Source organism: Phytomonospora endophytica (assembly GCF_014202425.1).
GTDB classification, from domain to species: Bacteria; Actinomycetota; Actinomycetes; order Mycobacteriales; family Micromonosporaceae; genus Phytomonospora; species Phytomonospora endophytica.
The window spans coordinates 119,056-130,481 of the sequence record NZ_JACHGT010000022.1 but is presented as its reverse complement, the minus strand read 5'-3'; the positions used below and the strand labels follow the sequence as shown (position 1 = coordinate 130,481).

At 71.0% G+C, this 11,426-nt stretch carries 10 protein-coding genes and 2 tRNA genes; 5 read left to right on the top strand and 7 right to left on the bottom strand.

What is annotated here, in order from left to right; translation table 11 throughout:
• Positions 1-439 precede the first annotated feature (439 nt).
• From HNR73_RS36285 to HNR73_RS36270, 4 genes are all read right to left on the bottom strand, one after another.
• The gene (locus HNR73_RS36285; RefSeq protein WP_184792582.1) at positions 440-1,195 is read right to left on the bottom strand and encodes a nucleotidyltransferase domain-containing protein; all 756 of its coding nucleotides are present in this window, start codon (positions 1,193-1,195) and stop codon (positions 440-442) included.
• Positions 1,192-1,881, bottom strand: a complete 690-nt coding sequence (locus HNR73_RS36280; protein WP_184792581.1) for a nucleotidyltransferase domain-containing protein — start codon at positions 1,879-1,881, stop codon at positions 1,192-1,194. The genes HNR73_RS36285 and HNR73_RS36280 overlap by 4 nt, the downstream gene beginning before the upstream one ends.
• 77 nt (positions 1,882-1,958) lie before the next feature.
• Positions 1,959-2,861: a peptidylprolyl isomerase gene (locus HNR73_RS41070; protein ID WP_184792580.1), complete on the bottom strand. Its 903-nt coding sequence runs from the start codon at positions 2,859-2,861 to the stop codon at positions 1,959-1,961.
• Between the two features lie 34 nt (positions 2,862-2,895).
• Positions 2,896-3,198 carry a hypothetical protein gene (locus HNR73_RS36270; RefSeq protein ID WP_184792579.1) on the bottom strand — a complete coding sequence of 101 codons (303 nt, stop codon included), beginning with the start codon at positions 3,196-3,198 and terminating at the stop codon, positions 2,896-2,898.
• Positions 3,199-3,415: 217 nt separating this feature from the next.
• On the opposite strand from HNR73_RS36270, the gene HNR73_RS36265 reads away from it, so the two are divergent.
• The 3 genes from HNR73_RS36265 (at position 3,416) to HNR73_RS36255 (ending at position 6,628) form a co-directional block, all read left to right on the top strand.
• A complete protein-coding gene (locus HNR73_RS36265; RefSeq protein ID WP_184792578.1) occupies positions 3,416-4,126 on the top strand; it encodes an MBL fold metallo-hydrolase in 711 nt (236 codons plus the stop codon).
• Between the two features lie 62 nt (positions 4,127-4,188).
• The gene (gene hisS / locus HNR73_RS36260; protein ID WP_184792577.1) at positions 4,189-5,523 is read left to right on the top strand and encodes a histidine--tRNA ligase; all 1,335 of its coding nucleotides are present in this window, start codon (positions 4,189-4,191) and stop codon (positions 5,521-5,523) included.
• 70 nt (positions 5,524-5,593) lie between these two features.
• Positions 5,594-6,628, top strand: coding sequence for a hypothetical protein (locus HNR73_RS36255; protein ID WP_184792576.1), 1,035 nt, complete (start codon positions 5,594-5,596; stop codon positions 6,626-6,628).
• 83 nt (positions 6,629-6,711) lie between these two features.
• Here HNR73_RS36255 and HNR73_RS36250 read toward each other — a convergent pair whose 3' ends face one another.
• The 3 genes from HNR73_RS36250 to HNR73_RS36240 form a co-directional block, all read right to left on the bottom strand.
• The gene (locus HNR73_RS36250) at positions 6,712-8,016 is read right to left on the bottom strand and encodes an SDR family NAD(P)-dependent oxidoreductase (protein WP_203686836.1); all 1,305 of its coding nucleotides are present in this window, start codon (positions 8,014-8,016) and stop codon (positions 6,712-6,714) included.
• A gap of 25 nt (positions 8,017-8,041) precedes the next feature.
• Positions 8,042-8,112: transfer RNA gene (locus HNR73_RS36245), tRNA-Cys, on the bottom strand.
• A 17-nt stretch (positions 8,113-8,129) separates the two neighbouring features.
• A tRNA-Ala gene (locus HNR73_RS36240) sits at positions 8,130-8,204 on the bottom strand.
• Positions 8,205-8,346: 142 nt separating this feature from the next.
• Here HNR73_RS36240 and HNR73_RS36235 point away from each other — a divergent pair.
• Complete coding sequence (locus tag HNR73_RS36235) at positions 8,347-9,591, top strand: MFS transporter (RefSeq protein WP_184792575.1); 1,245 nt, start codon at positions 8,347-8,349, stop codon at positions 9,589-9,591.
• A 52-nt stretch (positions 9,592-9,643) separates the two neighbouring features.
• A complete protein-coding gene (aspS, locus tag HNR73_RS36230; RefSeq protein ID WP_184792574.1) occupies positions 9,644-11,425 on the top strand; it encodes an aspartate--tRNA ligase in 1,782 nt (593 codons plus the stop codon).
• Position 11,426 lies beyond the last annotated feature (1 nt).

The following is an 11,426-nucleotide window of genomic DNA, read 5'->3' as shown; positions in this document are numbered from 1 at the left end:
GCACATGAAGAACCTGGGGCAGTCAAGGGAAAGAGCGCCCTTGACAGCCCCAGAACCTTCATGTCGTCCAATCAATGGCCGAAGCGACGGAGACACAGGTAGACGCCCTGGGGTGTGTCGCGCTGCGCGCGACCTTGGGGGCCTGGCTCCCGAAGGTCACGGTCGTGTGGTGGGTACAGCGTCCCGGCGAACGCGGGAACACACCGCGAGATCAACACCACCCCCACCCGCACGCGCCCTAGCCCGGGAGAGGCGGGGAAGGCGGGGATGCTGGCGGCGGGAGAGGCGGTGGCGGCCCTGGCGGCGGGGAGAGGCAGGAGAGCCACGCGTGGCTTCGGCCAGCGACACGACACCCCGCGAGCGCGAACCTTGCGAGATCCTCCCGGCCGCTCAGGATGCCGTCGACCGAGACACCGTGACGGCACGGCAGGGCACGGTCCTACCCCGCCTCCAGTCGTCCCGCTACTACGATCCGGTCCATCGCCGCCTCGACGTCGTCGGCGAGCCCGTCTGGCAACGTGCTTTCCGCTGCGGCGGCGGCCAGTTCCGTCCGTAGCGTCTCCACATCGGTCGCTATTCGCTCAGCCGGGACGACACCTGCGGCTGCTTCGTGTTCGGCCTCTCGTTTGGCCGCCATCAGTTCGTCCAGGTAGTCCGGGCCGCCTTCCAGTCGTCGTAGGTCGGCTTCGATCCGGCCCGTCCGCATCAGGTGGATTCCCGTCAGCAGTACCCGGAAGGTGTACAGCAGCGGTTTGAGTTCGCCGGTCTGCTCGTACAGTTCCCACTGTCCGCGTGCGAAGCCCTCGTAGTGCCGCAGGTGTCCGCGCGTGACGCATCTCCCGGCGAGCGCGCTGAGTTCCCGGTGCAGTTCGCTCGTCGTGATCACCAGCGGCGACAGCAACTGCTCCAGCACGTACCCGTTGGGTTTCAGCATCAGCCGCGCGAACTTCGCCAGGTCGTGTGTCACGACGTCGAGTTCGACGCCGTCGCGGACGCCTTCCCGCGTCAGCGTCGCCGGTCCGGTGCGCAGGCCGATCACCTCACGTACGCCGAGGACGTGCACCCCGCGGATGTCGACGTCGGAGTCGACCGACGGGAAGCCGTACAGGTGCGCGCCGCTCACGGTCGTGAAGGCGACGGGCCGCCCGATCTCGGTGACGACCTCCCCGGCCCACTCGGGCACCGCCAGTGTCATGCCGCCACTCCCGCGCTCTCGGCCCGCGCTTCCACGAGCATCGTCTCCACCAGGTCCCGTCGTGGTTCGGCGGGCAGGTGCGTCGTCCTCGCCGCGGACTCCAGTTCTCCGCGCAGCCTTTCGGCCCAGGTGACGACCTCGTCCCAGGCGACGTGACCGTCGCGGACGGCCAGGAGCCGTTCGCGTTCGTCGCTGACGTCGACGAGGATCTCGCCCGTCGACAGGACGTGCGCGCCCGCGCGCAGGAGCCGCAGCATGTGCATCGCCTGTTTCCATTTGACGTGCCCACTGCGTTCCCGTCGTGCCGTCAGCTTCTTGAACTGCGCGAGCGCGTAGGCGCCGTAGGTCTGCGCGATCTTCGCCGACAGGAAGGCGCCGCGCGTCGCGAGGAGCCGTTCGCCGACGGGCGTCAGCCGCTCCACGATCGGCGACCACAGGCACTCAAGGACCGTCGGGTTCGCCGCCAGCGCCAGTTCGCAGCACCGCTCCAGTTCCCAGGAGAACCGTTCCTCGCCGGGCCCGTCGACGTGCGTCGGCGGCTTCTCGAAACGCCAGTACAGCGGCGTCGGGGCCTGGAAGACACCACGGCGGTCGACGTCGCTGCCGTCACGGTGCAGGCCGTAGGCGCGCGAGCCGACCACGCAGGCGTAGACGGTGTGCTCCTCGACGAGGCGATGCGGATCCATCCCGGCAGCGTACTGGCGCGTGGGTAGGCGAAAGGCCGGTGACATCGTCACCGGCCTTTCGTCGACGTGAGTCGGGTCTAGCTCTCGTCCTCGTCCGGCTTCGTGCTCGGCGAGCCGCTGGTCCCGTCGGCCGGAACCGTCCACGGGTTCACCGGGACACCGGCCGGGTCGGGGTCGCTGATGCTGGTGCCCTCGATCGTCACCGTCTGCTGCGGCGGGCCGTCGCCGGGGCCGCGGGCGTTGGGGTCGTTGGCGTTGACGCCCTTCTTCGCGACGTCCGTGACGACCTTGAGGCCGTCGGTCACGAAGCCCACGCGCGTGTAGTTCGCGGGGAGCTGGGTGTCCTTGTAGACGATGAAGAACTGGCTGCCCGGGTCCTGGCCCTGGCCCTCGGCCATCGCGACCGTGCCGGCCGGGTAGGCGCCGTAGCCGCTGTCGTCGGCGGTCGGGAGGTTCTCGTCCGGGGTGGAGAACGAGGGGCCGCCCATGCCGGTGCCCGACGGGTCGCCGCACTGGAGGACGAAGAGGCCCTCGGTGGTGAGGCGGTGGCAGATGCTCCCGTTGTAGTAGTTACCGGCCGACAGGAACGAGAACGCGCCCGAGGTGCACGGCGCGGCCTTGAGGTCCAGCTGGACGGTGATGTCGCCGCGGCTGGTCTGCATCGTGAAGTCCTGCGTGCCCTCGGCGGGCTGCGTGGACTCCGGCGTGCCGGTGGCGACCATGTTGGGGTTCGTGCCGTCGATCTGCTGGGGCGAGTAGTGGCAGTTGCCCGAGTCGGCGGCGGTGTCGGTGGAATCGTCGTCCTTGTTCACGAGCGTCACCACCAGGAGCGCGCCGATCCCGAGGATCAGCACGGCCGCGAGCGCGGTCAGCGCCGTGACCTGGATCTTGCGGCGCTTGCGCGCGGCGGTGGCCTTCTCGGCCATGCGCTGTTCAAGGCGCGCACGTGCTGCTGCGCGCTTGTCCCGGGCTGAAGGCACCCTGCACTCCTTAGGTGTTTGCTCGCTGGTCGAGCTACTTGTCGTCCGACGGCTCGTCGGAGGGGTTCGGCGACGTGTCTTCCGAGGGTTCGGTGCTCGGGTCGGTCGAGGTCGACGTCGTCACGTCCGGCTGCTGGTCGCCCGACTTGTCGTCGGCGAAGGGACCCCAGTCGAAGATGATGGCCGCGCCGATGATGATGACCACGATGAGGCCGATGAACAGCCCGGCCTGCAACTGGCGGCGCCTGCGCGCCGCCGCGGCGCGTCGGGCCAGCTGGCGTTCGGCCTTGGCACGGGCGAGCTCACGCTCCCGGGCCTTGCCCTTCGACGACGGCACAGTCGTACTCCTCGCTGCTTCTGCGGGCACTGCGGGCACACGTCCCCGCCGGTCGGGAGGGGATGCGCGGCAGCACGGTCGTTCTGGTGTCTGCGACGACGGCGAGTGTATACGTACATACTCAATTCATCGGCGCTCGGAGAGTCGGTAGGCTACCGGGGAATCGGCGGGAAAGGAACCGTGGATTTTCCCAAGCGCTGCGAGAAGGGGACGAAAGGTGCTCGTCACCAGCCTGGTCGCCGACGCGTTCGCCACGAATTGTTATGTGGTCGCGCCCGGCGAAGGCGAGGAATGCGTGATCGTCGACCCGGGTCTGGGCATCGACGCGCGGCTCGACGAGTTCCTGTCCCGGTACCGCCTGCGCCCCGTCGCGGTCCTGCTCACCCACGGGCACCTCGACCACACCTTCTCCGTAACGCCCGTCTGCGGCGCCAAGGGCATCACCGCCTACATCCACCCCGACGACGCCGAGCTGCTCGCCGACCCGCTCAAGGGCCTGTCGCCGGAGACGCGCGCGTTCTTCGGGGGCCGGCTGACCTGGACCGAGCCCGACGACGTCGCCGAGCTCGCCGACGGCGCCCCGGTACGGCTGGCCGGGCTCGATTTCACCGTCACGCACGCCCCGGGTCACACTCGCGGGTCGGTGATGTTCGGGCTGCCCGGCGAGGGCGACAACACCGGCACGCTGCTCACCGGCGACGTGCTCTTCGCGGGCTCCATCGGCCGCACCGACCTGCCCGGTGGGAGCATGGACGCGATGCGCGACAGTCTCCGCCGCACGATCCTTCCCCTCGACGACGGCGTCGAGGTCTACCCCGGGCACGGTCCGGCGACCTCGATCGGCGCCGAGCGGAGCGCCAACCCCTTCCTGCGCCCGGACTTCCTGGGCGGCCCGGAGCATATGTCGGCGCCGAGACGCGGCCTGTAGGCCCGCCGTCCGGCGCCGCAGCCTGCCCACGCCGACTCAACTCCGTACACAGGAGCACACCCATGGAACGTCCCACACCGCTGTCGGGTTTCCCCGAATGGCTCCCGCAGCAGCGCATCGTCGAGCAGCAGGTCATCGCGAAACTCCAGCGCACCTTCGAGCTCCACGGTTTCGCCTCGGTGCAGACCCGCGCCGTCGAGCCGATGGCGCACCTGCTCGCCAAGGGCGAGACCTCCAAGGAGGTGTACGTCCTGCGCCGCCTCCAGGCCGAGGAGGGCGACAACACCGACTCCGGTCTCGGCCTGCACTTCGACCTGACGGTGCCTTTCGCGCGTTACGTGCTGGAGAACTCCGGGAAGCTGCAGTTCCCCTTCCGCCGCTACCAGATCCAGCCCTGCTGGCGCGGTGAGCGGCCGCAGGAGGGCCGCTACCGCGAGTTCTGGCAGGCCGACATCGACATCATCGACAAGGACACCCTGCCCGGCCACTACGAGGTCGAGCTGCCGCTGGTCATCGCCGACGCCCTGCGCGGACTGCCGATACCGGCGATCCGCATGCACGTCAACAACCGCAAGGTCTCCCAGGGCTTCTTCCGCGGGCTCGGCATCGCCGATCCGATGGAGGCGATCCGCATCGTCGACAAGATCGACAAGATCGGTCCCGCCGGGGTCGGCAAGCTCCTCGCCGAACAGCTCGACGCCACCGACGCGCAGGTCAAGGCGTGCCTGTCGATGGCCGAGATCTCCTCGCCCGACGAGTCCTTCGTCGACGCCGTGCGCGCCCTCGGCGTGACCGACGAACTCCTCGACGAGGGCCTCGCCGAGCTCGCCGCGGTCGTGTCGACCGCCGCGGCGGAGGCGCCGGGCCTGGTGACCGCCGACCTGCGCATCGCCCGCGGCCTCGACTACTACACCGGGACGGTCTACGAGACCACCCTCGACGGTTTCGAGCGGCTCGGTTCGGTCTGCTCGGGCGGCCGCTACGACACCCTCGCCTCCGACGGGAAGAACACCTTCCCGGGCGTCGGCCTGTCCATCGGCGTCTCGCGGATCCTCGGCGCGCTGTTCGGCAACGGCCTCGTCTCGGCCACCCGCGAGACGCCCACGGCCGTGCTCGTCGCCCTCCCCGAGGAGGAGCGCCGGCGCGACTGTGACCGTCTCGCGCGCGTCCTGCGTACCCGCGACATCGCCACCGAGGTCGCTCCGGCGGCCCAGAAGTACGGCAAGCAGATCCGTTTCGCGCAGCGGCGGGGGATCCCCTACGTCCTGTTCCCCGAGGGGGAGTCGGGCGGCCCGGAGATCCGCGACATCCGCAGCGGCGAGCAGACGCCCGTCGACATGGACTCGTGGACCCCGCCGGTCGCCGACCTGCGGCCGGAGATCCGCGCGGGGGAGTAGACCCAGGCACCATGGAAGGGCCGTCGGCATCGCCGGCGGCCCTTTCGCCTCCACGCCCAGGAGTGTGCCCGTGAGCGATGACCGCTACGCCCTGCCCGCCGCCCACCTGAACGCGCTGCTCGCCGGTGCCGAGGACACGACCCTGAACGGTGACGCCCTGCGCCTTGGATATGTCACCGCCTTCGTGATGCTGCTGCGGGAGTTTCCCGACGGCTGCGAGCCCTTGGCGGCGGCCGCGCTGCTTCGCGACCTCGGCGAACACCAGGGTCCGTTGTCCGGGCGTGACGCCGCCCTCGGGCGCGAAGCCGAAGCCTTCGTACGGGTCGCGCTCGGCGAGTACCGGCTGGCGCCTTTCGCCGACTGGCCGGTCATCGCCGGTGCCGTGGGGGACCTGCTCGCCTCCCTGGCCCGCCGCACCCCCGCGACGGACGCGGTGACCGAGGCGCTGGCACTGCTCGCCCGCTTCGAGGGCGCGGGACTGCGCGGCGCCGCCTTCGCCGAGGAGATGCCCGACCCGCGGCTCGCCTACCCGGTCTCGTTCTTCGAGTACATCGCGCGTGGCGGACTGCCCGGCGCGACGATCATCGTTCGCCGCGACTACGAGCACGACGACTTCGCCTGGTCGGATCTCTCCGGTGAGTTCGTCCGCGCCGACCCGGAACGCCGGTGGGACTACCCGCGCAGCGCCTACGGGCGCCTGCTGCTCGGCTACGTCCGCGACAACCCGGCCACCCCGGTCTTCTCCGACCTGATCGCCGAGTCCAGCGGAGACGACGACACGATGTGGAGCCTCTGCCATCGGATCCTCACCCGGATCTGCCGCTCGCTGGCGGCCGGTGGCTTCGACTGGCTGATGCGGCTCGTGATCCGCGAACCCGAGCTCCTGCCGCCACTGCACGTCGACGCGGTGATCCGCGTGGCGCTCGGCGAGCGGACCCTCGACATCGACGACGTCGACGACGCCACCGTGCTGGGGCTCATGCTGCGGCTGGTCCAGTACTGCGGCCCTCGGCTACCCGAACTGCCCGAGGCCCTTCCCGCGGTGATCGCCGCCGCCGAGTACGGCACCGTCGAGGAGGGCCACGAGCTCAACTTCCTGGACTGACCGCCGTCCGGTGCACGCGAGCGGGGGAAGGGAGGCCGGGCACGGGCCTCGGTGTGACCGGCCCGATCCGGCGTGCCCCTCGGTCACCATCGCGCCTCCCGGTAGTCCTTGAGGAACACACCCCACACCGGCTCGCCCGCCTCGCCGCGCAGGACGGGGTCGTAGACGCGCGCGGCGCCGTCGACCACGTCGAGCGGCGGGCGGAAACCGGCGGCGGCGAGGCGGGCCTTCTTCGGCGCGGGGTTCTCGTCGGTGATCCAGCCGGTGTCGACGGCGCACATGTACACGCCCCGCCCGGCCAGTTCGGCCGCGCTGGTGCGGGTGAGCATGTTCAGCGCGGCCTTGGCCATGTTCGTGTGCGGGTGCCGCGACGTCTTGCGGTGGACCGCGAAACGGCCTTCCACGGCCGTCACGTTGACGATGTAGCGACGCTCGGCGGGGGAGGCCGTCAGCATCGGCAGCAGCCGGTCGCAGAGCAGGGCGGGAGCGACGGCGTTGACGAGTTGCACTTCGAGGAGTTCGGCCGGGTCAAGACCGCCGAGCGTCGCCGACCAGGAGTTGACCGGCGACAGGTCCGGCAGCAGTCCCGAGGCGTCGACGAGGCCCGCACCCACGAGACCGGGCAGCGCCCGCCGGTCGCCGAAGCCTGGTGCGGTCCACGCCCCGGGCGGGAGCGCGCCCGTCTCACCGGCGTCGAGCGCGGCGTAGGCGTGCACGGGACGGCGGACCGTCTGGGCGGCGTTGTTGACGAGCACGTCCAGACGCCCCCAGGTTCGCGCGAGACGGTCGCAGAGGGCGAGGACCTGGCGCGGGTCGCGCAGGTCGGCCCCGAGGACGCTCAGGCGCTCCTGGGGCGCCCCGGCGGCGGTGAAACGGCGCAGGGCGTCGTGCGGGAAACGTGTCGTGACGGCCACCTCGGCGCCGTCGCGCAGCATCATCAGCGCCAGCTCGAAACCGATCTTCACCCGTCCGCCGGTCAGCAGCACCCGCCGGCCCGACAGGTCCGTGCCCGCTCCACGGCGCCGGGTGCCGTCGGCGGCGCACTCGGGGCACAGCAGGTGGTAGAAGGCGTGCACGTCCCGGTAGAGGCCCTTGCAGACGTAGCAGCGGCGCGGACGGGTCAGCTCCCCGGCGCGACCGTCCACAGTGTCCAGAGGGGCGTCCTCGGTGCGCCCGGTGGCACCGGTCGAGGTCGCCGACAGCAGCCCGGCGTCGGCCGCCGCGACGGCGTCGGCCCTGACCCGGCGACGGCGCAGCCGCCCGTCCCGCGCGAAGGAGCCGGCCGCGTGCTCGGCGCGCAGCCGCACCTCGTGATCGGCGGGCAACTCGCGAAGCCGCCCGAGCACGGCGTGGAAGGCCGCCATCTCCTCGGCCGTTGGCACGTCCACCCTGTCCCCTTCCAACCGGAGCAGTGGACCCGAGCGGGATTCGAACCCGCGTCCCCCGCTGTGCAGGCGGTGCGACGGCCTCTGCGCTACCGGGCCCACGATCGTGGAACCTGCCCGAACGGCGGGATTCGAACCCGCGTCCCCCGTCCTGCGAAGACGGTGCGCCGGCCGGGCTGCGCTACGTCCGGGCATTGTGGAGCACCCTAGCCGGACCACGGCCTTTCCGCATCGCGAAAAAAGCCGTGGATCATGGTGAGTGGAATCACCGCGATGTCCGGCGACAAAGGTCGTACCCAACCGCGAACATAGATCGCGGAGGTCACCAGTCGTATGAATCTCACCCCTTACAAGAAGGTCTTCGCGCTCCCCGGCGTCACCGCCCTGATCCTCGTCGGGTCGGCCGCGCGTTTCCCCATCGCCGCGGCCGGGATGACCATGCTCTTCCACGTTCGCGACACCCTCGGCCGCAACTACTTCGAGGCCGGGCTCGTCGCCGCCGTCCTCACCATCGGCGTCGCGGTCGGTTCGACGGTCACCGGCCGGATCATCGACAAGGTCGGTCTGCGGCCCGTCATCGCCGTCACGACCGCCACCGCCACCTTGTTCTGGGTCTCCGCGACCGTGCTGCCCTACCAGGTCCTCCTCATCGTCGCGTTCCCCGCCGGGCTGCTCAGCCTGCCCGCCTTCAGCGCGATCCGGCAGGGCCTGGCCGCCATGGTCCCCGCCGACATGCGCCGCACCGCCTACTCGCTGGACTCGATGGGCGTCGAGGTCGCGTTCATCATCGCGCCGGCCGCGGCGATCTTCGTCGCCGGCCAGAACAGCCGCGTCGCCATGGTCGGCGTCGCCGCCCTCATCACGATCTCCGGCACGCTCCTGTTCCGCCTCAACCCGCCGACCAAGTCGGCCGCCGAACTCGCCGAGATGGCCGGGCAGGCCCGCCCGCCCCGCAAGGTCTGGCTGCGCGGCCCGATGGTCGCGATGCTGATCGGCGCCGTCGCCGCGACCGTCGCCCTCGGCGGCAGCGAGGTGTCGATGGTCGCGCTGCTCACCAAACACGGGCAGGCCGCGCAGGCCGGCATCGTGCTCGGGCTGTGGGCGGCGTTCTCGCTCATCGGCGGCTTCGTCTACGGCGCGATCCACCGCGAGGTCCACCCGCTCCTGCTGCTCGGCGGGATGTGCGCGATGCTGCTGCCCGTCGCGCTGGCGACCAACTGGTGGTTCATGGTCCTCGCGACCGTCCCGCCCGGGCTCCTGTGCGCTCCGGCGCTGGCCTCCATGGTCGACCGCGTCAGCCGGATCGTCCCGCCCGCCGTGCGCGGTGAGGCGATGGGACTGCACGGTTCGGCCATCACCATCGGCGGCGCGATCGGCGCGCCGGCCGTCGGCGCGGTCATCGACGGCTTCGGCCCGGAATGGGGCTTCGTCGCCGCGGGCGGGGCCGGGGTCGTCATCGCCGTCATCGGCCTGGTGCTGATGACCTTCTGGCGCGGACCGGCCGGGCAGGCCCAGCCCACCGCGGCCGTCCAGGACGCACTGGCGAAGCCGGGTGACGTGCTGCCCGAGGCCGCCTGAAACAATGACGGGCGAGCATTCCGGCCACCGCAGTCTGTAAGGAGACCGTCCCTTGTATCGCAGCCATGAGGCGGGCGCGCTTCGCGCCGCGCACGTCGACGAGCAGGTCACTCTCGCCGGTTGGGTGGCGCGCCGCCGCGATCACGGCGGCGTCGACTTCATCGACCTGCGGGACGCCTCCGGCGTGGTCCAGGTCGTCTTCCGCGAAGGCGAGGTCGCCGAGGCCGCGCACGCCCTCCGCAACGAGTTCTGCGTGCGGATCACCGGCACCGTGTCCCGCCGCCCCGACGGCAACGAGAACACCGAACTCGCCACCGGCCAGGTCGAGGTCGTCGCCGACACGCTCACCGTGCTGAGCGTCGCCGCGCCGCTGCCGCTGCCCGTCGACGACAACGTCGAGGTCGGCGACGACGTCCGGCACCGCTACCGCTACCTCGACCTGCGCCGCACCGGCCCGTCGAACGCGATGAAGCTGCGCAGCGAGGCCAACCGCATCGCCCGCAACCTCCTCCACGACCTCAAGTTCACCGAGGTCGAGACGCCGACGCTGACCCGTTCGACGCCCGAGGGCGCGCGCGACTTCCTGGTCCCGGTCCGCCTCAAGCCCGGCACCTGGTACGCCCTGCCGCAGTCACCGCAGCTGTTCAAGCAGCTGCTCATGGTCGCCGGCATGGAGCGGTACTACCAGATCGCCCGCTGCTACCGCGACGAGGACTTCCGCGCCGACCGGCAGCCGGAGTTCACCCAGCTCGACATCGAGGCCTCCTTCGTCACCGAGGACGACATCATCGCCCTCGGCGAGAAGATCGTCACCGCCCTGTGGAGCGAGCTCGCCGGTTACCGGATCAGTGGCCCGATTCAACGGCTGACCTGGCACGACGCGATGAACCGCTACGGCTCCGACAAGCCCGACCTGCGGCTCGACCTGGAGATCACCGAGCTCACCGACTACCTGCGCGGCACCGAGTTCCGCGTGTTCGCGCAGGCCATCGACAACGGCGGCTACGTCGGCTCGGTCGTCATGCCCGGCGGCGCCTCGCAGACCCGCAAGCAGCTCGACGGCTGGCAGGACTGGGCGAAGGCGCGCGGTGCCCGCGGCCTGGCCTACGTCGTCCTCGACGGCGAGACCGGTGAGGCGCGCGGCCCCGTCGCCAAGAACCTCTCCGAGGCGCACCTCGCGGGCCTCGCCGACGCGGCCGGCGCCAAGCCCGGCGACGCGATCTTCTTCGCGGCCGGCGACAAGCGCGTCGACGCCCAGGAGCTTCTCGGCGCGGCCCGTCTGGAGATCGGCCGCCGCTGCGACCTGATCGACGAGAACGCCTGGTCCTTCCTGTGGGTCGTCGACGCGCCCATGTTCGGCGAGACCGACGAGGGCTGGACGTCCCTGCACCACCCCTTCACCTCGCCGAACGCCGAGTGGGCCGACGGTTTCCAGGACAACCCGGCCGAGGCTCTCGCCTACGCCTACGACATCGTCTGCAACGGCAACGAGATCGGCGGCGGTTCGGTCCGTATCCACTCCGCCGAGATGCAGCGCCGGGTCTTCACGACCCTCGGCATCGGTGACGACGAGGCCGCCGACAAGTTCGGGTTCCTCCTCGACGCGTTCCAGTACGGCCCCCCGCCGCACGCGGGCATCGCCTTCGGCTGGGACCGGATCTGCGCGCTGCTGTCGGGCGTCGACTCGATCCGCGAGGTCATCGCCTTCTCCAAGAGCGGCGGTGGACACGACCCGCTGACCGGCGCGCCGACGCCGATCACCCCCGCGCAGCGCAAGGAGGCCGGTGTGGACGCGGTGCCGGAGACGGCCGCCGCGGAGCAGGCCGCGTCCTAGG

Excerpts from the sequence above, each read along its gene's own strand:
- hisS (WP_184792577.1), top strand. The coding sequence starts at position 4,189 with ATGGAACGTCCCACACCGCTGTCGGGTTTCCCCGAATGGCTCCCGCAG.
- HNR73_RS36235 (WP_184792575.1), top strand. The coding sequence starts at position 8,347 with ATGAATCTCACCCCTTACAAGAAGGTCTTCGCGCTCCCCGGCGTCACC.
- HNR73_RS36280 (WP_184792581.1), bottom strand. The coding sequence starts at position 1,881 with ATGGATCCGCATCGCCTCGTCGAGGAGCACACCGTCTACGCCTGCGTG.
- HNR73_RS36285 (WP_184792582.1), bottom strand. The coding sequence starts at position 1,195 with ATGACACTGGCGGTGCCCGAGTGGGCCGGGGAGGTCGTCACCGAGATC.